Here is a 23,913-nt window from a genome sequence, read left to right as displayed (position 1 = left end):
ACCCCAGCCCTCTCCCCCGGCAGAGCCAGGGGAGAGGGGGCCGACTGAGACAAGTCTTCAATGTTTCGCGCTTCTGCTCCCTCTCCCCTGGCTTCGCCGGGGGAGAGGGCTGGGGTGAGGGGGCGCTCTTCAACCACCCTCAATCAAAATTCCACCGCGCCCCCAGGTTCAATCCCCAGCCACGCGTGCCGGCACTCCCCAGATCCTTCTGGTAATCCGCCTCGCCATAGAACGACAGCTGCTTGCCGAAGGCATACGTACCGCCCAGGCCCAATTCCGCAGCACGTCCATAGCTGCCACCGATAAACGTCTGGTTGATCGCGGGTGCATCGGCCGCGGCCACGTTTACCTGCGGCCTGCCGCCCCAGCCCTGGATATAGTTCAGACGTAGATATGGGGTGGTGTAGCGACCGTTGCTATCGATCCAGGTGCGATCCAGGCGTACGCCGATGCGACCGATGTTCTGGTTGTAGTCGTCGTAGCGCACCAGCGCATCACTCTGGTCGGTCAGGTTGTGCAGCAGCAGGTGCGTACGGGTCAACTGCAATTGCGGTTCCAGCTCCCAGCCGCTGTCGAACTTCCACGGATAACCGGTCTCCAGCGACGCGGTCCAGCCGGTGCCACGCAGGTGGCCGATCGACTGACGGCCGGCGGTATCCACATCGCCACTGTAACGATCGCCCGAAACCACCGCATCCACATAGAAGCCGTTGACATCCTGCCAGGTGAGATACATGGCGATGCTGTTGTTGTAATACTTGGTGCGACTGAAGCCATCGGCCGCATGCGGCTCGACGCGCGTGGTGCCGTGTGTATAGGCCACGCCACCACGAAAAGTCGACTTGTCCGAGTCGACATCGAGGATATTCGCGCCGATCTGCAAGGCGCGCGTCTGCTGATCGTAGTTATAGCCGTACTGCCGGAAGCTGCGGTCGGTGCTGTAGTTGTAGTCGCCGCCGATGAAGCGCGCGAACGCCTCGCCGTTGATGTTGCTATCCAACGCGTTTTCGTCGCGTATTTCGCCCAGGCGCTTGTGCAGGTTGTCCAACACTTGCATGCCATAACTGGCCAGGGCGGTTGGCGCGGCGATGTAGGAAGGCACCTGTGGGGTTACCGCACGGCGGCCCGGTGCACAGTTATCGATGCCATTGACGACGCAACCGTCGTCGGGAAGCACTGGTGGTGCCGGCGGTGGTGCGGTAACGGTGTTCTCCGGCGGCAACGGCGGATTGGCCGGTGCGCCAGGCGGTGGTGTCGGCGGCGGGTTGGATTGCGTGGGCGGTGTGCAATTGGTTTCGCAGATGTAGATATTGGCCAGGCGGTAATCCCAGAACTGATTGCCGCTGCCGGCGACGACACGTTGGTCTGCGGCGCTGGCGCCGGGTGCGAAGGCGTAAAGGCCGTACTGCCAGGGACCCACGGCAAGAAAGCCGCCGGCCAGGCGAAAAGCATCGGCCGTCGATGTGCCCGCCACCTGCACGACCGAAATACCTTCGTTCGCATCCACCGCGCTGTTGTGGTTGAAGTCGGTCAGCTCGCCGGTACTAGCCGCCGATGGCGTGATGTTGAGAATCGTCGGGCCACCGGGTGTGGTGACATTGCCTCGCACCAGCAGGCGATCGGTGAACTGGTCCGTCAAGGCGCCGCCGAAGTTGAGCGTGCTGATCATGTTGATCTGGCCGCCCTGCGACACGTAGTCGCCGGCGATATCCAGGCTGTTGCCGGGAGAGCCGGCGCCGTTGGTCAGATCGATCAAGCCGGCATTCGTGACCTGCGCCGAGGTTGCCGATGCTCCGGAAATCACCGGATGTACATTGTCGCCGGCAAACAGCGTCGAGCTGGCGTCGATGTTGACATCGCTGTTGGCGAGCTTGAGGTTGTCGGTCAGCGTAAACGCGGTGCCATTGCTGAAATTGATCGTGTTCCAGCCGCTGCCGAGATTGACGCCCTTGCCGAGATCGTCGGCCGCAAACGAACCGCCGCGCGACTGGATGGCATCGAGGTTGAGCGTATTGCCGCTGCCGGTACCCGCGGTGAGATGCGTCGTGGTGCTCAGGTCGACGCCCTGGAGCGTGGCCGTGTTGTTTGCGCCGTCGCCCATGGTGAGGCTGCCGGCCAACGAACCCGCAGTCCACAGAAACTGGTCGCTGCCCGCACCCGTGGCGATATCGCCGATCACCGACCCGCCGCTCAGATTGACGGTGTCGTTGCCGCCACTGCCGCGCAAGGCCGGCCCGATCGTGCTGCTAGCCTGGATGGTGCCGGTATTGGTGAACGTAGTACCGCTGCCATTGGCCAGATCGACCACGGGCGACGCCGTGCTGGCTGAAACCAGCGTGCCGGTATTGGTCGTGCTCGACGCCGTGCCCGCAACCAGGGCAGAGCCACCGGCTGCATTGGTGACGTTGACGTTGGCTGCCGTGGTCACCGCACCGGTCGTCAGCGCCTGGATGCCGGTGGCGCCGACGCCGTTGGCATTGACGACATAGCCGGAGCCAAGGTCGAGATCGCCGCTTGCGGTGGTGCCATCGGCATGGCGGAAAGCAAAGCCGGTGCCGCTGCCGGCCACATTCATGGTGACCGTCGAGGCCGGGTCGAATGCCGTCGCTGTGCGAATACCGGCGCCGTTGCCGGTGTTGATGGTGAGATTGCCGAGCGACACGCTACCGATCTCCGCGGCATTTTCTATGCCGTTGCCGGTACCGTCGGTGGTGATGGTGGCATTGCTCGCCGTCAACGATGTGGCACCGGTATCAAGCAGGATGCCATGTGCGCTCCCATGCGTGGTCAGGCTGCCTCCTTCACCATCCAGCGTGGTCTGCGCACCGTTCAACAAGCGAATGCCGGCCACGCCGTCATCGACGGTCGTGTTGCCTAGACCGAGGATCTGCGAATTGGCTCCCTCGACCTGGATGCCGGTGCCATTGGCAACATGCAGCGTGCTGTTGTTGGTCAACGTGCCGCCACTTTGCAACAGGACACCAGTGCTGCCCATACCGGTCATATTGACCGCGGCATTGTTGACGAAGGTGCCGAGGTTGCGTGCGATAAAGCCGGTGGCGCCGTTGCCGCTGCCCGTCACCGTGCCCGTGTTGGTCAAGGTCGTGGCAATCGGTGTGCCGATCAATGCACCGTTGATACCTGTGCGCTGTCCGTCCACCACGCCACCGATGCCGGCACCGGTCACATTGATGACCGTGCCCGTACTTACCGTGCCACTGGAACCGCCATCCATCTGTACGCCGATGGCGCCGGCGCCGGAGATATTGAAGGTAGCGTTACCGGTAATGACGGCGCTGCCCGCGCCGGATCCGTCGATGGCATGTGCGCCCGCGCCCGATGCGGTCAATACCGGATTGCCGCTCAGGCTCAATGTCGCGCCATCGTCGATGCGATAAATGCTGGATCGATCCGTGCTTGCATTCAACGAGCCCGCGGCGCTGACGATCTTGGCGCCCGCGCCTTGTGCATGGAAGGCGATCTGATCGGTATTGCTGAATACCGGCGTGGCGCCGGCCGCTACGTTGACCGTGCCACCGTTGATCGCCTCGGCTCCGATCGCGCCGACGCCATTCAACTGCACCTGTGCGCCGGCTTGCAGGTTTGCCACCGCTCGCGAACCGGTGGCAACGGCACCGCGCGTGCGATCGGCTACGCTGCCGCCGTTGACCGAGAGCACGCCGGTATCGTTGGCCGTCGTTGTGGTGTTAGTGGCGCTGCTGTCGACCAGGATGCCGGTGCCGCCATCGATCACCGAAATATTGCCGCTGTTGGTGCCGGTGGCGCCAGACTGCACGCTGATGCCGGTCGAGTGTGCGCCGGTAAACGTGATATCGCCGGAGTTGGTGAACTTGGCCTGGTTGCGTGCGATGTATCCGGTGAGATTGGCGGTGCTTGAGGTCAGGGTGGCCGCACTGGTCAATGTAGTCGTAGCCACGGGAGAGCCGCTGGCAGCACCCGTGAGCGTGTGCTTTTGACCATCGGCGATGCCGGCAACGGAACCTACACCGGTCAGCTGCACGTCCGAGGTTGCATCGATGGAGCCGGTTGCGCCGCCTTCGACGATGACACCGGTGGCTCCCGCCCCCGATACATTGATATTTGCATCCTTCGTACTCACCACCGAGGGCGCTCCGGTGCCGAGCACGGCGAGCGAGTTCTGGCCCGATGCGGTGAGATGCAGGCCGGTGCCGTCGAAGTTCGCACCGCTTTCCACGCGAAACAGCGTCGAGCCGGTTGTAGTGACGTTCAACGCAGGACTGGCGACGTTGATCTTCGCATTGGGGCCGAAGGCAAAGAACGCGATCTGATTGGTGCCATTGGAAAAGGTCGGCACTGCCGATGCAGCTACGTCGATCGTCGCGCGACCGCGTGCATGAATACCGATGGCACCATTGCCGAGCAAATCGATGGCGCCACCGACGGTTGCCGTGGCAGTGCCCGAAGCCTGACCCTCCACCCACACACCAAAATTGCGCGTGCCGCTGCCGGGGTCGGCGCCGCCGGCAACATTGATCGTGCCGGTAGATGTTGCATTCGACGCCGTGGCATTGGTGCTGAGGACCTTGATGCCGACGCCGTTGACGCCGTTCAAGTTGATGGTGCCGGTATTGCTGACGCCGCCCGAATTGGTGACCAGGATGCCGTCGTTTTCACGCGGCACGGTCGCGGCGGCGCCATTGATATTGATCGTGCCGCTATTGACCACATTGGCGTTGATGCCGCTGTTGACGGTAATGCCGGCGGCATTCTGTGTCTTGCTGCCGATCGTGATCGTACCCTGGTTCAGCGCAGTGGCATTGCCGTTGACGGTGATGCCGGCAGTCAATGAGCCCTGATTGATCGCCACGTCGGCGGGGTTCTGCGATGCGCTGGTTTGCGGACCGCGGCCGATATAGATCATGCCGGTACTGGTGTTGGTGAACGACGCCGTCGGATCGTTGAGCAGTACACCGGTCATCGAACCATTGGACTTCGAACCGGTTACGCCCACGTTGATGATGCCGCTGCTGGTTGCGCTGGTACCCGTACCTAAACGAATGCCGGCGGAAGCGCCGGCACCGTTGGTTGCACCCGTTGCCAGATTCAGGATGCCGTTATTGCTGAAGGTGGCTTGAGCGGCTACGTCGACCACGTTCGAGCCGAAGGCGCCATCGACGGTCGAGCCATTGGGATTGAGGAAGAAATTGCCGTTGATGACGCCGTTGTTGTCGCCATGCGTGGCGTTGCCGGTCAGTAGCATCGCGGTGCCATCGCCAGCGGTGTGCGTGACAGCCAGGGCACCGTTGTTCGCCACCTGTGCACCGGCTTCGGCGCGGATCGCGCCATTGTTCGAGTTGGATACTTCCAGCGTCTTGCCCGCGGCGATGGTGCCCGATGCCCGCGCGCCGATCAGATGCATCACGATGCGGTCGCCGATCGGCAGCGTCACTTCGTCCGGCGCGGTGGCGCTGGCGGTATAGCCGATCGTCTGGGTCGACGAGGTATAGGCCTTGTTGAAGTTGGCGTTGTATTGCGTGGGATCGAGGTTGCCGCTTCGCAGCTGGCTGATCAGCCAGTCGTTGTAAGTGCGCAGGTCTGTATCGTTGTTGACCGTATGCGTGCTGGTGACGCCATCGGCGGTGGTGACCGTGAAGGTGCCCCCATAGGCCGATACATTGGTGACACTGAAGGTCTGCGTGGTCGTCGGCGCTACGTCGCCGATGAAGCTGATGCGGTTATTGGAATTCCAGTTGATGGTGCTTGCGTTGCCGCCGGAGCCATCGGCGTAGAACAGCGAGGACTGCTTGGCGGCGATGGTCCATGCATTGGTGCTGGCGGTGGACAGCGAGCCGGCGGCGCCGCCGATATTGACGTTGAGCGTACCGCCGCCTGTGCCGACGGTCGCTACGCGCATATCGATGTACTGCGCTCCGTTGACATTGACGTCGTCGGGTACAGTCGTGGCATTGGTTACGGGAGCGACCGGCACCAGATTGGCCGTAGCGAACGTAGAGGTCACGCGTGTGCCACCGGTGATCGGGTCGGGTACCGTGACGCCGAAGTTCTGCGAGCCCGGATTGAGCCGCAATGCGCCGATCCATTGCGATCCGGAAAGTATCCGGTTGATCGCCAGCAAGGCGCCTAACGTGGTGCTGCGCGCACCCGAATCGCCGGTAATGAATTGTTGCGGGCCGCTCAGGTTCACCGTGGCGCCTGCCGCGACGATCGTCGCGCCGACTTCGTTATCGTTGGTTTGCGGGTTGTATTGAGCCAGCGTTACGTTTTGCGCGAATGCGCTGCCTCCACTGCACAAAGCGAGCAGGGCACAGGCAAGGACGGTTTGTCGAAAGGTGTGGGGCGGCGACGTCGAAGCGACACCGTGTCGTGATCTGGCCAGTTCGGATGCCACCACCCAGGCGCCCAGGCCAGCATTCCAAACCACACGATAGACCCTATTCATAAGCATCAACCTCTTCCAAGAAGATTGATTACCTCATGGGATCGGCTGGTCTATGTCAGGCCAGACGTTCGCACGAGCGGGTTCGAAGGCCTTGCTATCGCGGCCCTCACATGAGCCATGCTTTGCATGACCCTTGACGCCGTTGCTTTACGAATCAGCCCCCAAACACATGCCCGCGCTGGCGCAGATGCATCTGATAGATGTCTATATAAACGTCGGTTGCGTAATACGCAATCACATAAAGGCAATTTACGGTTCGATGAGCGCCGCATTGCAATGGAGTTCGTGAAATCGCAAGAAACGCCGGTTTGGCCGGTGTATTACATGATGATTATGTGAAGTCGTCGGAACTGCGGAGTGCGTGCTCGACGGACGTGCATCCCTGGTAGTGGCGATCGGACCATCCGCACAGGTAGGGCCGATTTTTCATACTTTTCCTATATCCCGGCATACCCGCTCGGCGCGACGATGTATCTCAACGAAGGGCACTGACTCACGAGCGAGGCAGCGATGGTTACGAACCGAATCGAATATTGCGTGGCTGGCAGTCGCCGCAACGGTTGGAAGGTTCTGCGACAGAATCGCCAGCTGGCTCACCGTAGGGACATGTTCGACGCCGTGGCCTTGGCCACCCACATTGCCGAGCGCGAAGCCCGAACCGGTAGTTCTGCGGTCAAGGTGACGCTTGCGGATAAACATTCATTCACTGAGGCGGAAGCGCCGCTTCGGTAACCGGCTTCCGACAACTGTGCAGGGCAGGATGCCCGTCTCCCTTCGCTGAGAGCATGGTCTGTCCGGAAGATGTGTGATCTGACCCCCTGCAGGTCACACGGATGGGATTCCCCTGTCCCATCGTTTGCAACAATGGACGTTGCGGCTGGCCCGGGCGCAAGCCCGGGCCATTTTTTGCCTCGACGGCGTCAACAAGTTCGGTGCTAGCCGAGCCAAGGACCATCACCCCTGATATGTCCATAGCCCTTGTTGACGCCATCTTGGCTTTGCGGCTGGCGGGGCGATCTTACAGTAGGTTTTCTCCTACGTAGAGTGGTCACTCGCGCAGCGCTCGTACCTCTTTGGAGGTTCGTTCATTTTTGTGAAAACGCCGGCCGATCCGGCCGCTTGCGACGCAGAACGGCAGGAATCTGCGATTTATGCGCCTCTTTTGACACTCCAAAGGCGGATTAGCCCCTGCTTTTGCTCGGCATATGTCTTGCATCGGGGTGCTCAGCAAGATTGAAGCGAGGTAGCCCCCATGACCGATGACATCCGATTCGTGCGCCGTGTCAGGCGACTGCGAACCTGGGGGCTGGGCGTGGGTTTCCTCTGCGTGGGTATGGTTTTCCACGAAAACCATACCGGGCCGATTCCATGGCTGCTGGCGACCTTGCATGCCTTTATCTGGCCCCAGGTCGCTTACTGGCTGGCGATGAGCCATCAAAATCCCAAATTTGCCGAATACATCAACCTGGGGGTGGATTCGGCGATGGGTGGCGTGTGGGTGGCGCTGATGCAGTTCAATCTGCTTCCCAGCGTACTGCTGATCAGCATGTTGGCGGCCGATAAATTGAATGTCGGCGGCTGGCGGCTATTGCTGCGAACCTTGCCGGGGCAGGTGATTGCCTGTGTGTTTGCCGCCGCGCTCAACGGTTTCCAGATCCGGACCGCCAGTTCGCCGATCGAGATTCTCGCTTGCGTACCGTTTTTGTTGATCTACCCCAGCGCGATCAGCCTGTCCGCCCATGGCCTGGCACGCCGGGTCATGCAACAGAACCTGATGCTGCGGGAGATCGGCCGCACCGACATGCTGACCGGCCTGGCCAGTCGCACGCATTGGAGCGACCTGGCGTATGCCGAACTGAAAACTGCGCGTTCACGCGGGCATTCGTCGGTGATGCTGATGTTGGACATCGATCATTTCAAAAGCATCAACGATCATGGCGGCCATGCCGCCGGCGATGAGGTGCTGCGTCAGTTTGCGAACCTGCTCAAGCAGTCGGTTCGTGGCATCGATACGGCGGCACGCTTTGCCGGCGATGAATTTGTCGTGCTGCTGCCGGGTGCGAACGCGGAAATTGCCGCACATATCGCCGAACGGATCCGTCTGCGCACGGCGACGATCCGTTCGGGCGGTATCGAGTGCTCGGTCAGTGTCGGTATTGCGATGCTCGAAGGGTGGATGCCCAGCGCCGAGGCTTGGGTAGATGCGGCCGATCAAGCGCTTTATCTGGCCAAGAGCCGTGGGCGTAATCGGGTGATGACGTATGACCACGAGTATCAGTTTGTGGAGCCGGTGGTGTAGCGAACGTCGAGTCGAGTGCGGATTATTTGTGCGTGCGACTTCCGGGAATTCGCTGAAAACCTTCCTAGTCGTCATCCCGGCGCAGGCCGGGACCCAGTGACCTTGTGATCGGTTATCGCGAGAGCCAACAAAAATCTGTTCTATCGCGAAGATTGGAAACCGAAGCCACTGGGTCCCGGCCTGCGCCGGGATGACGAGGAGGGGAGGTTTTTATGAAGTCGCAGTAGTCAGGTTGCCTACTTGACGTTCAACACATCATTGCTCCGATCCGCTTCCGGCAACTTGTGCTCCGAGTCGAGCGTGGCCGATACCACCTTGTGCGTACCATCCACATGCAGCGTGAAGCTGCGATGCTGCTGCCAGGTTTCCACCGGAATGCGCACATCGCTCTTGCTACCGTCGTCGTAACGCACTTCGAGCGTATTGGGCAGCACCAGCTGATCGAGATTGGCGAGCGTCACATCCGCGCCCTGGCTCCAATCGCCATGGCTGGGCGCGACCTTTTGCACGGCCATGTCGAACTGCCAGTTGTTGGTGTACCAACCGCGCCAGAACCAGCCGAGGTCTTCGCCGGTCTGGCTTTCCATGAAACGGAAGAAATCAGTGGGGCTGGGATGCTTGTATGCCCAGGTCTCGATATAACGGCGGAAGGCCGGGTCGAAGCGTTCCGGTCCGATGATCTGTTCGCGTAGCAGCACCAGACCAAACGCCGATTTGAAGTACGTCATCGGATGGCGGTACTTCTCCGGCACCATGTCCGCGCCGATCAACAACGGCGGCGCATCGGCGTCCTTCATGACCTGCGCCATCTCGTCGGCAGGGTTGCCGCCGCCGGGCGCATATTCGCTATCGCGCTTGGGCGCGAACTCGCCGTGGTTGAACGCATCGTCTTCGTAGACGTCGATAAAGGTATTGAAGCCTTCATCCATCCACGCGTTACGGCGCTCGTCGGTGCCCACGATCATCGGGAACCAGGTATGGCCGATCTCGTGCGCGATGATCATGTGCAGCACACGATCCTTCACCACCTTCGAGTCGAAGGTGATGCCGGGGTATTCCATGCCGCCCGCCGTACCGGCCTCGTTGATCGCCACCGGGTAAGGGTAGGGATACCACTGTTTGGAGAAGTACTCGGTCGAACTCTTCAGGTATTCAGTGGCGCGGCCCCAACGATCGTTGCCGGCGCTTTCCACCGGGTAGGCCGACATCGCCAGGGCGGTCTTGCCCTGTGGCAGGTTGATCCGCGCCGCGTCCCACACGAAGGCCTTGGATGCGCCAAAGGCGACGTCGCGCGTGTTGTTCATGCGAAAGCGCCAGGTCAGCGTGCCGCTTTGCTTCGGACGGCTGGATGGCTCGTTCACTTCCTGCGGCGAGCGGATCATCACCGTCGTATCGCTGTGCCGTGCCTGCTCCAGGCGCTGCTGTTCGGTGGCGGTCAATACGTCCTTGGGGTTGAGCAGCTCGCCTGAGCCGACCACGATCATGTCCCATGGAACGGTGACGGCATATTCGAAATCGCCGTATTCGAGATAGAACTCGCTATTGAGATAAGGCGCCGTATCCCAGCCACGCAGGTCGTCGTAGACGCACAGCCGCGGATACCACTGAGCGATTTCGTAGATATCGCCGTTCTTGGTTTCGTTGTAATCCATGCGGCCGCCGAACTCGCCCGGCACGGTAAAGCTGTAGCGGATATGCACGCGCACGCTACCACCAGCGGCTTTTACCGCTTCGGGGAGACGGATCTGCATGCGCGTATCGGCGACGGTCCATTCGGCTTTCTGGCGATGACCATGGGCGTCTTCCACCTCGATCGACTCGATCTGGTAGCCATCGGTGAACTCGGTCGGGAATTTCCCCGACGTGAACGCGCCGCGCGCGTCCTTGCGATAGCGATTCTGGTCGACATGCAGCCACAGCACGTCGAGCGCGTCGGGACTGTGGTTGGTATAGGTAATGACCTCGTCGCCGCTGAGCTTGCGTGTGCTCGGATCGAGCGTGGCGTCGATCTTGTAGTCCGCGCGGTTCTGCCAGAACAATGGGCCGGGCTTGCCGCTGCCTGAGCGATACGCGTTGACGGCTTGCGGGTAATCGAACGGGGCGAATGTGTCGCGCGGATCGAAGCGGGGCTTGGCCGTATCGGCGGCGATCGCACTGCCCGCGGCAAGCAACAAAGCGGCGCCGATGGCGCCGGAGAGCGTCGAGATCATTTTCATGCGAAACCTTGTGGGGAAGGAGGAGCCTTCCTGGCGTGACACCGTCTGACGCGCTGCCTCGTATGGGCGAGGCAGCGCGTCATATCGCTTACGGTACGCCGCCGGCGCGGATCAGCGCCAGTACTTCGTAGCACGCGCCCATGGTGTGGTAATCCACCTTGCCGGCCGGGCTCTTTTCGTCGTCGTACTTTTTGTTGTCCTGGGTCAGGATGCGATACCAGGCGCCGTACTTGTGGTCGACGAAGTGCTCCCAGCTATAGGCCCAGATCTTCTCGTACCACTGGTCGTACTTGGCATCGCCGGTACGTGCATGCAGCAGCGCCACCGCAGCCAACGACTCGGCCTGTACCCAGAAATACTTGTCGCCATCGCAAACTTTTCCGTCGGGATCGAAACCATAGACGATGCCGCCATTGGCGTCGTCCCAGGCATGTTCCAGTGCGGTGTCGAACAGGTGCTGCGCCTTGGGCACCAGCCACTTTTCTTCGCGATTGCGCTCGAGCAGCAGCGGTTCGAGGATCAACAGCAGCTTGGCCCACTCGGTCTGGTGACCGGGCTGGAAGCCCCAGGGGCGGAACAGATGCTTGGGATTGTCGAGGTTGTACTTCCAGTCGACATTCCAGTGAATGTCATAGTGTTCCCAGACCAGGCCACCGTGGGTGGCTGGCTTGTCGGCGGTCTTGGCAGCCTGGCGCTGGGTCATGTTTTCGGCCAGCGTCAGCGCGCGATCGAGATAGCGCGGATCGTCGCTGGCCTGGTACGCCGCGAGCATCGCCTCGCACATGTGCATGTTCGCGTTCTGGCCGCGGTAGCCGCTGAAGTTCCAGTTCGCATCGCATTCGTCGCGATACAGGCCGGCGTCGGCGTCCCAGTAATATTTCTCGAGCAGGTTCCAGGTTTCGTCCATCCACGGGATGACGTCCTTGACGCCGGCCTTGAGCGCGGTGGAGTAGGCCAGCAGTACGAAGGCCACGCCGTAGCAGTGGTAGGTGAGGTCTTCCGGCTTGCCGTCGCGAATGGTCCACGCATAACCGCCGTTGGCCTGACGGTGCACCTCGCGCAGGTATTTCAGGCCGTGATGGACCGCATCGAGATAGTCCGGCTTGCCGAACTCGATCGAGGCCATCGCGTAGTTGAAGACGAAGCGCGTGCTGCTCACCAGATGGCGGTGGCTGCGGTCGTAGATGGTGCCGTCGTCTTTGAAGTAGTGGAAAAAGCCGCCGTTCGGGTCGATGCAGCGCGGGTGGTAGAACGCCATCGTGTGCTTGATGTGTTCAAGCAGAAAGGACTCGGAACGGAAGTCGGGAGCAGTGGGGGTGCTCATGCGAAGCTCTCCATGAATTGAATGACTTCGGACTCGCTCGGCATGGCCGTGAACGAGCCTTGGCGCGTTACCGTGAGGGCACCGCAGGCGGCGGCAAAGCGCAGTGTGGCGTGCAGGTGCGGCAGTTCGCCGACCAGGTTGTCCAGCCGATCGTTGCCGTCGAGCGTGGACAGGCGATGCAGCAGGCCGCCGACAAAGGCATCGCCGGCGGCGGTGGTGTCGACCGCGGGGACGGAGAACACCGGCATTTCGCCTTCGGCATCGGGATGGAACCAGCGCAGGCCTTTGGCGCCATCGGTAATGATCAACAGGCGCGTCTTGCCCTGCCAGAGTTTTTCCAGCACGGCCTCTTCGCCATCGACGGCGAGGTAGTCGAGTTCTTCGGCGCTGAGCTTGACCACGTCGGCCAGTTGCAGGGCCGGCCAGACTTCCGGCCGCGCATTGACGCCATCGGGCCACAGCGCCGGGCGCAGGTTGAGATCGAAGCTGACCAGCGCACCGGCTTGCCGCGCACGGCGCATGCCGTCGCGTGTCGCTTCGGCCAGGGCGGGGTCGGTCATGCTGTTGGAGCAGACATGGAACACCGCCGCCTGGCGAAAATCGTCCTCGCGAAAATGCTCGGGCCGGAACAACAGGTCGGCCGAGGGCGGGCGATAGAAACTGAAGCTGCGTTCGCCATGGGCATCGAGCGCGACAAACGCCAGCGCGGTACGCGCTTCGTCCGTACGCGCCACGCCGGCACAGTCCACGCCGGCTTGCTGCAGGCTATCGAGCAGGAAATCACCGAACAGGTCCTTGCCGAGCATGCCGGCAAAGGCGCCGTTACCGCCGAGGCGCGCCACAGCCACCGCGACATTCGCGGGCGCACCGCCGGCGAATGGAACGAAACTGCGGGGGAAACCTCTTTCGTCACGACCTTCGCTGTGGAAATCGATCAGTGCTTCACCGAAACAAAGGATGTTGCCTGGCATCGATAACTCTCAACGGGCCGTATTCGGAAGTTTGGATTCGTCGATCTTCGAGCCGCGCGCACCGTAAAACAGGATGTAGGCGTAGCAGATCAACGGGAGGAAGAACGCGTGCTGGATGCCGATCGAATCGGCAAAGTGGCCTTGCAGCGGCGGAATCAGCGCACCGCCGACAATCGCCATGATGAGCAGGCTCGATGCCTTGCCCGTCAGCGGGCCCAGGCGCTCGATACCCAGCGCAAAAATGGTCGGGAACATGATCGAGTTGAACAGGCCGATCGCCACGATCGACCACAACGCCACATCGCCGGTAGTGGACATGGTGGTGACAACCAGCAGCATGTTGATTACCGCGAAGATCGCCAGCAGCTTGCGCGGCGACATCGCAGCCAGCGCCGCCGAACCGATAAAGCGGCCGACCATCGCGCCACCCCAGTACAGCGATACGTAGTGCGCGGCTTCCTGCTCGCTCATATGGCCGATGTTGGGCATCGACAGGTAATTGACCATGAAGCTGCCGATCGACACTTCCGCACCGACGTAGCAGAAGATCGCCAGCACGCCGAAGAACACGTGCGGGATCTTGAACGCGTCGAGCAGGCTGTGGCGGCCGTCGTCAGCCGACGCGGTGGTTTCCTTCAGGGCCGGCAGGTTGAACAGATAGACGAACACGGCCAGCAGCACCAGTACGACAGCCAGGCCGATGTATGGGCCTTGCACCGCGCCTGCTTCATGCATGCGATAGGCGACCTGGTCGGCTTGCGACATCTTGGCGATGTCGGCCGCGCTCTTCACCGTAGTGGAAAGAATCAACACGCTGCCGAACCACGGCGCGAGGAAGGTACCGAATGAGTTCAGTGCCTGCGCCAGGGTCAGGCGGCTGGAGCTGGTCTTTTCCGGGCCAAGCAGCGCCACGTAAGGGTTGGCGGCGACCTGCAGGACGGTGATGCCGGTTGCCAGCACGAACAGCGCGCCGAGGAAGAACGGGTAGGAGCGCATGCCCGCTGCTGGCCAGAAGATCGCCGCGCCGATACCGGCCACTACCAGGCCTGCGACGATGCCCTTCTTATAGCCCAGCCTTGCCACCAGCCAACCCGAGGGCAGCGCCATCAGAAAGTACGCGCCGAAAAAGGTGAACTGGATCAGCATCGCCCGAAAGTAGTTCAGCTCGAACACGGCTTTCAGATGCGGAATCAGGATGTCGTTCAAGCATGTGAGGAAGCCCCACATGAAGAAGATCGTCGTCATGACTCCCAGTGCCAACGGGAAGTCGGTATAGCGAGCCTTGCCGCCTGAGGCGGTCGAGCTCGACGGTATAACGGGAGGGGTGGGGGCCATGATCTTGGGAGTCCTCGCGAGTTAAGGGGAGCGGAGTGGGCCGCTGCTTTCGCGTACGACCAATTGCACCGGAGCGGTAGTAGTACTGGCATCGGCCTGCGGGTTGCGCAGCCGGGCCAGCAGCAGTTGCGCGGCCTGGCGGCCACGCGCGCGCGGGTTGGTAGCCAGGGTGGTCAATGGCGGCATGCTGAAAGCAGCTTCGGCAATATCGTCAAAGCCCGTGACGGCGAAGTCATGACCGGTCTGCAGGCCGCGCTGAGCGAGGCCCAGCATTAAACCCAGCGCAACCGCGTCGTTGTAGCAAACCGCGGCGGTAGGTGCCGGATCGGCGCGGAACAGCTCCTCGCTGCGATGCGCGGCATCGACGCGCGTGGGGGCGGTCTGTACGCGCCAGTGCTCGGCGACCGGCAGGCCGGCAGCCTCCATCGCCTGCAGATAGCCGGCATAGCGCTGACTACAGGAGCTGGAATCGTTGTGGCCGCCAAAAAAGGCGATGCGCTGATGCCCCTGGGCAATCAGATGCTCGGTCGCCACGCGTGCGCCGCGCTGGTTGTCCAGCATCAGCCGGTCCCAGTGTGCGTATTCGGGCAGGCTGCCGCCCAGCTCGCGGTTGAACAGCAAGACCGGCATTTGCGGACCGACCGTTGCCAGCACACGGCTGGCCTCGCTGCCTTCCGCTGGCGAAAGGATGATCCCGCCGGGGCCGTGCTCGATCAGCGAACCGAGCACGGCCTGTTCGCGGTCGGTCGATTCGCTGGTGCTGCCCAGGAGCGTGACAAAGCCTGCCGCACCTAGCGTTTCGTCGACGCCTGCGGCAAATTCGGCAAAGAAGGGGTTGCCCAGCTCGTTGATCACCAAAGCGATGCTCGACGAAGTGCGGCGACGCAGATTGGCAGCGGCACGGTTATAGACATAACCTTGCCGGCGCAATTCTTCTTCCACGCGTGCCCGCGTGTGCTTGTTGACTAAGGGACTTCCCCGTAAAACTAGTGAGACAGTCGCTCGTGACACCCCGCAGCCGGCGGCGATATCCGTCAGAGTGACCTTACGACGAGCAGGCGGTAGGCTTTCCATCGTCAATCATCTGCATTGGAACGATCCAAATGTAGCTAAACCCGCGCCTACAGTACATCGCGCAGCGCAACATGCGCGACGTGGTCGACACATGTTAGCTTTGGGTTTAGACCGATCCAAATTTGCCTTGACGTAGGGGAACCCATGATCGCTGCTCGTGCTTCGCTCCGCCTCTTGCCCGGTTTATTGGCTGTGGCGCTGGCTTTTCCCGCCCATGGCGCCCAACCGGCCGGGCACGCGGCCGAGGTCGATCCGCGGATCGGTACGGGCGGGGACGGGCACACCTTCCCTGGCGCGACGGTGCCGTTCGGCATGATCCAGTTGTCGCCGGACACGGCCATGCCGGATTTCAAGCATGCCTATAAGTGGGCCGCCGGCTATCAATACGGCGACCCGACCATCATGGGTTTCTCGCATACGCACTTCTCCGGCTCCGGCCATTCGGACCTGGGCGATGTGCTGGTGATGCCGATTGCCGGTGACGTACGGCTGGAGGCCGGCGACCCGGCCAAGCCCGGCAGCGGCTATCGCTCGCGTTTCTCGCATGACAGCGAAGTGGCGCAGGCCGGCTATTACGCCGTGACGCTGGCCGACTACGGCGTGCGTGCGGAACTGACCGCCGGCCGCCGCGTGGGCTGGCATCGTTATACCTATCCGGCAGGCAAGCCGGCGCACGTGCTGCTCGATCTGCGCCCCAGCGTCTACGACTACCAGGGCAAGGTGCTGTGGTCGTCGCTGCGCGTGCATCCGGACGGCACCGTCACCGGTTGCCGCCAAACCAATGGCTGGGCGCCTGGCCGCGAACTGTGCTTCGCGATGAAGTTCTCCGCGCCGATGGTCTCGCGCACACTCTACAACCGCGAGACCGATGCACCGTACAAGGGTTTCAAGGGGCCGGGCCATCAGGCGGAAGACCATGATGCGCAGAGCGGCCGCGCGCTGGTGGGCGTGTTCGACTTCGGCAACCTGGGCAAGCCGCTGGAAGTGAAGGTCGCGATCTCGTCGGTCAGCGAAGACAATGCCGTGGCCAATCTGTTGACCGATGGCGATGGCTGGGATTTCGACAAGCGCCGCGACGAGGCGCGCGAGGGCTGGAACAAGGCGCTGGCGACGATCGACGTCGATGCGCCGGAGGCGATGCGCACCAGCTTCTACACCTCGCTCTATCACGCCATGCTGTCGCCGACGCTGAGCACCGACGTCAACGGCGAGTTCCGCGGCCCGGACAATGCCGTGCATAAGGCCAATGGTTTCGAGTTCTATTCGACCTGGTCGCTGTGGGACGTCTACCGTGCGCAGCAGCCATTGATGGTGCTGCTGCAGCCTAAGATGAGCACCGAATTCGTGCAGTCGTTGATCGCGGCGCGCGAAACCAGCCCATTCGGCATCCTGCCCGTGTGGGCCTATCAGGGCCTGGAAACGTGGTGCATGATCGGCTATCACGCCGTGCCGGTCATCGCCGATGCGTACATCAAGGGCGTACGTGGTTTCGACGCCAAGCGTGCGCTCGATGCGATGGTTGCCAGTGCTACTTACAAGCCGTATGGCGACCTCGGCGATTATATGAAGATCGGTTATGTGCCGATCGACAAGGAACCCGAGGCGGCATCGAAGACGCTTGAGTATGCCTATGACGACTGGTCGATCGCGCAGATGGCCAAGGCGATGGGCAAGACGGATGTCGCCTCGACGTTCGAAAAGCGCGCCACCAACTGGCGCAATGCATACGACGCCAAGACCGGCTTCATGCGTGCACGCAAGACCGATGGCCAGTTCCGCGAACCGTTCGATCCCGATGTCGCCGGTTACGGTAGCGATTACACCGAAGGCAACGCCTGGCAGTACTCGTGGTACGTGCCGCAGGACGTCGCGGGCCTGATTGGGGCGATGGGCGGCGATGCCAAATTTGCCGCCAAGCTCGACAGCGTGTTCGATGCCAAGGTCGATCCGTCGCATTTCAAGAACGTTGAAGACATCACCGGCCTGATCGGCTGGTACGCGCACGGGAACGAGCCGAGCCATCACCTGGCCTATCTCTATGACTATGCCGGCGCGCCGTGGAAGACGCAGGGCCGTTTGAAACAGATCATGGACAGCCAGTACGCTCCGCGTCCCGATGGCCTGGCTGGCAACGACGACCTTGGTCAGATGTCGGCCTGGTACGTGTACACCGCACTCGGCTTTTATCCGGTCACGCCGGCGAGCGATCAATATGCGATCGGTCGTCCCTTCGTTTCCAAGGCCACGGTGCACCTGCCCAATGGCAAGCAGTTCGTGGTGACCGCGTCGCCGCTGGACGATGCGCATCCTTATGTCGGCAAGGTCACCTTGAACGGCAAGCCGCTCGATCGCGTGTATCTGCGGCACGGTGAAATTACGGCAGGCGGCGAGCTGCATTTCACGATGCAGGCCGAGCCGAATCGTGATTGGGGCAAGGACGTGGCTAGCCGGCCGGCGGGGATGAGTCCTTACGCGCAGTAACAAGAAACGTTCCCGCGAGCGCCCGCCCCCTCACCCCAACCCTCTCCCCCGACAGAGCCAGGGGAGAGGGGGCAGGTTGCGCAAGTGCGACATACTGAAGTTGCCTCAGTTAGCTCCCTCTCCCCTGGCTTTGCCGGGAGAGGGCTGGGGTGAGGGGGCTCCAAGTCCTCAGAACAGGTGGCCCAGCCCCCCACTTTCTGCAACCATGGGCGACATGCCCCGTTCCTATCTGCGTAAGATCCCCCACCGGGTAAAAACGGCGATCAGCCTGCGCTGGCGGCTTGGTGGCCTGCTGTTTGCCGTGATGGTCATCGTCGCCTTGCCCTATCTGGTAACGCGTAATTCATCGCGTGAGGCGATCGACGCGGCCGAATTGGTGGCCCATTCGCAGGAAGTAAAGTCGATTACGTTCCGCATTGCTTATGTCACGCGTAACAGCGAGGCGGCGGTGTATCGCATTCTGCAAGGCGACAACGATGCGATCGTGCGCAAGCGCTCCTTGCAGGTCGAGGACGAGGCGCCGGGGCTGCTGTCCCGTTTGCGTGACATGACCCGCGATAACCCGGACCAGCAGACCCTCATCGGCTCGCTTTCCACGGTGGTCAATGGCCGAATGGCGCTGATGCAGCAGGCGCGGCTGCGCTACGTGCGTGGCGATACGGACGGCGCCAGCGGCGCCATGCGCGACGCGGGTGAACTGTTCAAGCTGGACGACCTGATCGAAAACATCGTCCGCAACGAGGACGCCATTCTCGGTAGCCGCCTCGCCAATGCCGAGAAGCAATCGTTCGACAGCAGCGTCGTGCTGGCCATCACGGCCCTGGCGCAGGTCTTTTTGCTCGGCATCGTGGTGATCGTCTCCGAGCGACAGATTTCCCGGCGTCTGCACGCGGAGCGGCGCGAGGGTCAGGCCGTCATGCGCTCGCAGATGATCGTGCAGGCGGTACGCGAGCCGATTGCCCTGCTCGATGCAAGCTTGAGTACCTTGTTGGTCAATGCGGCATTTCGCGAGCTCTATGGTCTGTCGGCGACGCAGAACTCGCTCAAGCTGGCCGACATCGGCGACGGCGCCTGGAACGATGTGTCGTTGCTGCAGCGCCTGCGCGACGTGCTTTCGCTCGACCGCGAGCTTTGGGATTACGAACTGACCCAGCGTACCGCCGGTGGTATCGATCGCCACGTCGTGATCAACGCGCGCCGGCTCGAACAGGAAGGCAGTGACGACCTGGTCCTGTTGCTGACGGTGAGTGACATGACCACACGTGCGCTGGCCGAACGCGAGGTCAAGGAGCTCAACCGCCAGCTCGAAGGCAAGGTGCAGCAGGTATCCGACGTCAATCGGGAGCTCGAAGCGTTCAGCTACTCGGTGTCGCACGACCTGCGTGCGCCGCTACGGCATATCGCCGGCTTTGCCGGCAAGCTCGGTCGTCATCTGGGCGAGCAGTCGGATGAGCAGACCAAGCATTACCTGCACGTGATCAGCGATGCGGCCCAGCGCATGGGCCTGTTGATCGACGATCTGCTGGTGTTCTCACGATTGGGCCGCGGCGCCTTGCGCCTGCAGCCGGTGGATATGCAGTCGCAGGTGGATGAGGCGCGTGCGCTGGCCGAGAGCGACGTGGATGTCGCCGGGCGTCACATCGTGTGGCATGTCGCATCGCTGCCGATCGTGATCGGCGACGAGAACATGTTGCGCACGGTATGGCAGAACCTGCTCGGCAACGCGGTCAAATACACCGGCCATTGCGAGGTCGCTCGTATCGAGATCACCGTGGAGCGGGCCCGTAACGGCGACTACGAATTTGTGGTGGCCGACAACGGCGCCGGTTTCGACATGCAGTACGCGGGCAAGCTGTTCGGCGTGTTCCAGCGACTGCATCGTGCGTCGGAGTTTCCGGGGAACGGCATCGGCCTGGCCAATGTGCGGCGTATCATCGCCCGCCACGGTGGCCGGGTCTGGGCCGATGGCCAGCCCGGGGAAGGAGCGCGGTTTCACTTCACCCTGCCGGCTTCCGAACTGGCAGAGTCTTTCACGCAGGCACGTCAATGACACGTTATATCCGCCCCATCTTGCTGGTCGAAGACAGCCTTGCCGACGCAGAGCTGGCCATGGACGCCCTCAAGGATGCCAACCTGATCAATCCGATCGTGCACCTGGAGGATGGCGTCGACTGCCTGGACTACCTCTATTCGCGCGGTGCGTTTGCCGGCCAGGGTATCGTGGAGCCGGCAGTGGTGTTGCTCGACATCAAGATGCCGCGCATGAACGGCCTGGATGTGCTGACCCAGATGCGCAGCGACGAAAGGCTCAGGCAGGTTCCGGTGGTCATACTTTCTTCGTCACGTGAAGAAAGCGACCTGGCCCGCAGCTGGGACTTGGGTGTCAACGCCTATGTCATCAAGCCGGTCGACGTGGATCAGTTCTTCGATGCGGTACGCACGCTGGGCCAATTCTGGGCGGTGCTCAATCAGCGTCCGGACAAGGATTGAGCGTAGGATAGCCATGGGGATCGATGATCTGACTGCTCCGTGCTCGCTCCGTGCGAAGTGCTCGTCATCTGCTGGTGCCCCAAGGGGGCAATGCGTAGCTGTTCTTATGTTATTTACTTGAGCCTCTTCCATGTCCGAAAGCGGTATTCGCATCCTGCAGATCGAAGACAGCAAGCTCGACGCCGAGCTGGTTTTGTCCGAGCTCGATGCCGACGCGATGAGCTACGAATCACGGCTGGTCGACGACGAGCCGAGCTTTCTTGAGGCGCTCGAGGAGTTTCGGCCCGATATCGTGCTGTCGGACCTGAGCATGCCGGGCTTTTCCGGTCAGCGGGCGCTGGAGCTTCTGCGCGAACGCGACCAGGATCTGCCTTTTATCTTCATCTCGGCGACGCTGGGTGAGGAGGCCGCGATCGAAGCGTTGCGCAACGGCGCAACCGATTACATCCTCAAGCAGAATCCGGCGCGGCTGGTCAGCGCCGTACGCCGCGCCTTGCGCGAAGCCGATGCCCAGCGCGCGCGCCGCCGCGCGGAGGCCGAGCTGATACGTGCCCAACGTTTCGAAAGCCTGGCCATGCTGGCCGGCGGGCTCAGTCACGACTTGCGTAACCTGTTGCAGCCGCTGTTGCTGGCCGGCGACAGCCTGCAGGATTATCAGGACGACCCGCGTCTGGCGCGGTTGGGCAAGCTGGTGCGCGATTGCGGCAAGCGCGGTCTGGACATGGTGCAGTCGATGCTGTCGTTCGCACGCGGCGCACGTCGGGCCGAACAGGTGCGGATCGGCGCCTTGCTGGACGCGCTGCGCCTGCTGCTGCAGGGAAGCGTGCCCAGGTCGATTTCGCTTGAAATTGCCTCCGAGGACGAGCAGCTCGCTTTCGAAGGCAACCATACCGAGCTGCAGCAATGCCTGCTCAATCTGTGCCTCAACGCGATCCAGGCGATGCCCCACGGCGGCCAGCTGCGCGTGGAAACGGCACAGGTCGAGCTGCCGCCGGAGTTCTTTCTCGATATCGAAGAGCGGCGCAACGGGCCGTACCTGCGTATCACCGTCACCGACACTGGCGTAGGCATGGACCAGGACGTACTGGCACGTCTGTTCGAGCCGTTTTTCACCACCAAGGAGGCCGGCACCGGCTTGGGCCTGCTGTCGTGCAAGCGCATCATCGCCAGCCATGGCGGCGTGATGCGGGTACAGAGCTCAGTAGGCAAGGGCACCTTCTTCAGTCTCTATATCCCGCTGGCCGAACTGATCATCGATGCCGCCGAGATGGACGATGAACACGGTTTGCAGGGCGAGGCCGAGCGCGTACTGGTCGTGGTGGAGGAGGCCGCGCAGCTATCGCTGCTGAGCGACACCCTCGATGCCTGGGGCTATCAGGCGCATGCCACCCAGAGCGGTACAGCGGCGTTGCAGTGGATCGAGGCGCACGGCGTGCCGGATCTGGTCGTGATGGATGCCGATATGAATCTCTTCACCGGCGTACGCACGCTAGCCGCGCTGATGGAGCATGGATACAACCGCGGCGTCGTTTTGCTCGCCCGGCCGGATCGGCCGCTGGACATGGCGGAGCTACCCTCGCTGGAACACCTGTACCTGGTCGACAAGCCGATTTCGACACGGCGGTTGTTGAAGGTGTTGAGGGAAGCGATTCAGACCGGGAGCCGAGAGCGGTGACGTTGCGTCATGGCTGAAGTTGCTCCTGCAAGATAGCGAAACATCGCCAAGTTTGTAGGAGCGACTTCAGTCGCGACCGTCCCCTCAATCGATCCCGAGCTTCTTCAACTTGTACCGCAATGCCCGGAACGTAATCCCCAGTTTTTTGGCCGCGGCCGTCTTGTTGTAGCGGGATTCTTCCAGCGCCTTGATGATCGCGGTGCGCTCGAGATTGCTGATGTAGTCGTCCAGGCCGCCGTCGCCGGGATGTTGTGTCGGCGCTGCAGTCGTTGGAGCTGCCGCCGCAGCCTGGCCGGCTTGCGGCAGGGGGGGCATGTCGCTACGGCTGCTGCGCTGAGGCAGCATCAGGTCGCTGACATCAATGGTTTCGCCGTCGGACATGGCCATCGCGCGCTCAAGGATGTTTTCGAGTTCGCGCACGTTGCCGGGGAAGTCGTAACTTTCCAGCGAGGCCAGTGCGGCAGGCATCAAGCTACCGGGTGCCGAGCCGCTTTTGGCGGCAAGCTGGCGCAGGATGAAATTGGATAGCAAGGGCACATCGCCGCGGCGCTCGCGAAGGGGCGGTACGCGCAGCTCGATCACATTGATGCGGTAGAACAGATCCTGGCGAAACTGGCCCTGTTCGACCAGTCCGGCCAGGTTCTTGTGCGTGGCCGAGAGAATGCGCACATCGACCGGGACTTCGTCGCGCCCGCCGATCGGGCGCACGGCCTTTTCCTGGATCGCGCGCAGCAGTTTGACCTGCATGTGCAGTGGCAGCTCGGCCACCTCGTCCAGAAACAGCGTGCCGCCATGGGCGGCCTGGAACAGGCCTTCCTTGTCGTTCACCGCGCCGGTGAAGCTGCCTTTGCGATGTCCGAAGAATTCGCTTTCCATCAGCTCGGAGGGAATCGCGCCGCAATTGACCGGCACGAACGGCCCGGTGGCGCGCGGCCCCTGCTCGTGGATCAGCCGGGCCACCAGTTCCTTGCCCACACCCGATTCGCCAGCGATGTAAACCGGCGCCTGGTTGCGTGCCAGCTTGCCGATCGTCGAGCGCACCAGTTGCATGGCCGGCGAGTCGCCGATCAGGCGATCGCTCGAACCGGCTCCCTTGGCCGCCGCGCCGCTGCGCTTTTCGTCGGCCAGTCGGAGCGCCGTACGGACCAGCTGACGCAGCATCTGGATATCGACCGGCTTGGAGACGAAGTCGAACGCCCCCGCCTTGAGCGCATTCACCGCGGCATCGACGTTGCCGTAGGCCGTGATCATGGCCACGGGGGTGTCGGGGTGGCCGGCGGCGATCAGCTCGATCACCTCCTGGCCGTTGCCGTCAGGCAGGCGCATGTCGGTAAAGCACAGGTCGTAGCTGCGCTCGCTCAATGCGCGCCGAGCTTCGCCCACGGTCCCCACCGCTTCCACCTTCAGGTCCATACGACCCAGGGTGATGGTAAGCAGCTCGCGAATATCGCGTTCGTCGTCGATGACCAGTACGGTCTGTTGGCTCATGGCGCTGGCAAGTTTCCTGAATATCTAGGGAGGATAACGCCCGCATCGGACACGTCAAACCCTGATTATCTTACGGTCTTGGTGACCGGTGTCGCAGTAGTGGTCGCTGAGGCGTCCC

Annotated in this window: 12 protein-coding genes; 5 read left to right on the top strand and 7 right to left on the bottom strand. The window is 62.1% G+C overall.

From position 1 onward, the window contains the following. Positions 1-139: 139 nt before the first annotated feature. Positions 140-6,442: an autotransporter outer membrane beta-barrel domain-containing protein gene (locus QMG46_RS23110; RefSeq protein ID WP_281850253.1), complete on the bottom strand. Its 6,303-nt coding sequence runs from the start codon at positions 6,440-6,442 to the stop codon at positions 140-142. A gap of 1,252 nt (positions 6,443-7,694) precedes the next feature. Between QMG46_RS23110 and QMG46_RS23105 the strand changes: the two genes are divergently transcribed. Continuing rightward, a complete protein-coding gene (locus QMG46_RS23105) occupies positions 7,695-8,741 on the top strand; it encodes a sensor domain-containing diguanylate cyclase (RefSeq protein WP_281850252.1) in 1,047 nt (348 codons plus the stop codon). Between the two features lie 236 nt (positions 8,742-8,977). Here the strand turns inward: QMG46_RS23105 and QMG46_RS23100 are convergent, their stop codons facing one another. The 5 genes from QMG46_RS23100 to QMG46_RS23080 form a co-directional block, all read right to left on the bottom strand. Further along, on the bottom strand, positions 8,978-10,957 hold the full coding sequence (locus QMG46_RS23100; RefSeq protein WP_281850251.1) for a M1 family metallopeptidase: 1,980 nt from the start codon (positions 10,955-10,957) through the stop codon (positions 8,978-8,980). Positions 10,958-11,045: 88 nt separating this feature from the next. Continuing rightward, positions 11,046-12,281 carry an AGE family epimerase/isomerase gene (locus QMG46_RS23095; RefSeq protein WP_281850250.1) on the bottom strand — a complete coding sequence of 412 codons (1,236 nt, stop codon included), beginning with the start codon at positions 12,279-12,281 and terminating at the stop codon, positions 11,046-11,048. Next, positions 12,278-13,252 (bottom strand): carbohydrate kinase family protein, encoded by a 975-nt coding sequence (locus QMG46_RS23090; protein ID WP_281850249.1) that lies wholly within the window; start codon positions 13,250-13,252, stop codon positions 12,278-12,280. Before QMG46_RS23090 ends, QMG46_RS23095 begins: the two co-directional genes overlap by 4 nt. A 9-nt stretch (positions 13,253-13,261) precedes the next feature. Beyond that, positions 13,262-14,497, bottom strand: a complete 1,236-nt coding sequence (gene fucP / locus QMG46_RS23085) for an L-fucose:H+ symporter permease (RefSeq protein ID WP_281852962.1) — start codon at positions 14,495-14,497, stop codon at positions 13,262-13,264. Positions 14,498-14,608: 111 nt separating this feature from the next. After that, on the bottom strand, positions 14,609-15,661 hold the full coding sequence (locus QMG46_RS23080; protein ID WP_281850248.1) for a LacI family DNA-binding transcriptional regulator: 1,053 nt from the start codon (positions 15,659-15,661) through the stop codon (positions 14,609-14,611). Positions 15,662-15,805: 144 nt separating this feature from the next. Between QMG46_RS23080 and QMG46_RS23075 the strand changes: the two genes are divergently transcribed. The 4 genes from QMG46_RS23075 to QMG46_RS23060 all read left to right on the top strand — a co-directional run bounded on the left by QMG46_RS23075 (position 15,806) and on the right by QMG46_RS23060 (position 22,307). Next, positions 15,806-18,142 (top strand): GH92 family glycosyl hydrolase, encoded by a 2,337-nt coding sequence (locus QMG46_RS23075; protein WP_281850247.1) that lies wholly within the window; start codon positions 15,806-15,808, stop codon positions 18,140-18,142. A gap of 214 nt (positions 18,143-18,356) precedes the next feature. Next, a complete protein-coding gene (locus QMG46_RS23070; RefSeq protein WP_281850246.1) occupies positions 18,357-20,192 on the top strand; it encodes a sensor histidine kinase in 1,836 nt (611 codons plus the stop codon). Beyond that, the gene (locus QMG46_RS23065; RefSeq protein WP_281850245.1) at positions 20,189-20,632 is read left to right on the top strand and encodes a response regulator; all 444 of its coding nucleotides are present in this window, start codon (positions 20,189-20,191) and stop codon (positions 20,630-20,632) included. The genes QMG46_RS23070 and QMG46_RS23065 overlap by 4 nt, the downstream gene beginning before the upstream one ends. A gap of 130 nt (positions 20,633-20,762) precedes the next feature. Beyond that, positions 20,763-22,307, top strand: a complete 1,545-nt coding sequence (locus QMG46_RS23060) for a response regulator (RefSeq protein ID WP_281850244.1) — start codon at positions 20,763-20,765, stop codon at positions 22,305-22,307. A gap of 84 nt (positions 22,308-22,391) precedes the next feature. Here the strand turns inward: QMG46_RS23060 and QMG46_RS23055 are convergent, their stop codons facing one another. After that, complete coding sequence (locus tag QMG46_RS23055; RefSeq protein ID WP_281850243.1) at positions 22,392-23,795, bottom strand: sigma-54-dependent transcriptional regulator; 1,404 nt, start codon at positions 23,793-23,795, stop codon at positions 22,392-22,394. Positions 23,796-23,913: the final 118 nt, after the last annotated feature.

The organism is Dyella sp. GSA-30 (assembly GCF_027924605.1).
In the GTDB taxonomy this organism is placed as follows: domain Bacteria; phylum Pseudomonadota; class Gammaproteobacteria; order Xanthomonadales; family Rhodanobacteraceae; genus GSA-30.
This window is presented reverse-complemented; position numbering and strand designations above follow the sequence as displayed.

What these genes read in the sequence shown, in the direction of transcription:
- QMG46_RS23110 (WP_281850253.1), bottom strand. Translation starts at nt 6,442, where the DNA reads ATGAATAGGGTCTATCGTGTGGTTTGGAATGCTGGCCTGGGCGCCTGG.
- QMG46_RS23105 (WP_281850252.1), top strand. Translation starts at nt 7,695, where the DNA reads ATGACCGATGACATCCGATTCGTGCGCCGTGTCAGGCGACTGCGAACC.
- QMG46_RS23100 (WP_281850251.1), bottom strand. Translation starts at nt 10,957, where the DNA reads ATGAAAATGATCTCGACGCTCTCCGGCGCCATCGGCGCCGCTTTGTTG.
- QMG46_RS23095 (WP_281850250.1), bottom strand. Translation starts at nt 12,281, where the DNA reads ATGAGCACCCCCACTGCTCCCGACTTCCGTTCCGAGTCCTTTCTGCTT.
- QMG46_RS23090 (WP_281850249.1), bottom strand. Translation starts at nt 13,252, where the DNA reads ATGCCAGGCAACATCCTTTGTTTCGGTGAAGCACTGATCGATTTCCAC.
- fucP (WP_281852962.1), bottom strand. Translation starts at nt 14,497, where the DNA reads ATGACGACGATCTTCTTCATGTGGGGCTTCCTCACATGCTTGAACGAC.
- QMG46_RS23080 (WP_281850248.1), bottom strand. Translation starts at nt 15,661, where the DNA reads ATGGAAAGCCTACCGCCTGCTCGTCGTAAGGTCACTCTGACGGATATC.
- QMG46_RS23075 (WP_281850247.1), top strand. Translation starts at nt 15,806, where the DNA reads ATGATCGCTGCTCGTGCTTCGCTCCGCCTCTTGCCCGGTTTATTGGCT.
- QMG46_RS23070 (WP_281850246.1), top strand. Translation starts at nt 18,357, where the DNA reads ATGCCCCGTTCCTATCTGCGTAAGATCCCCCACCGGGTAAAAACGGCG.
- QMG46_RS23065 (WP_281850245.1), top strand. Translation starts at nt 20,189, where the DNA reads ATGACACGTTATATCCGCCCCATCTTGCTGGTCGAAGACAGCCTTGCC.
- QMG46_RS23060 (WP_281850244.1), top strand. Translation starts at nt 20,763, where the DNA reads ATGTCCGAAAGCGGTATTCGCATCCTGCAGATCGAAGACAGCAAGCTC.
- QMG46_RS23055 (WP_281850243.1), bottom strand. Translation starts at nt 23,795, where the DNA reads ATGAGCCAACAGACCGTACTGGTCATCGACGACGAACGCGATATTCGC.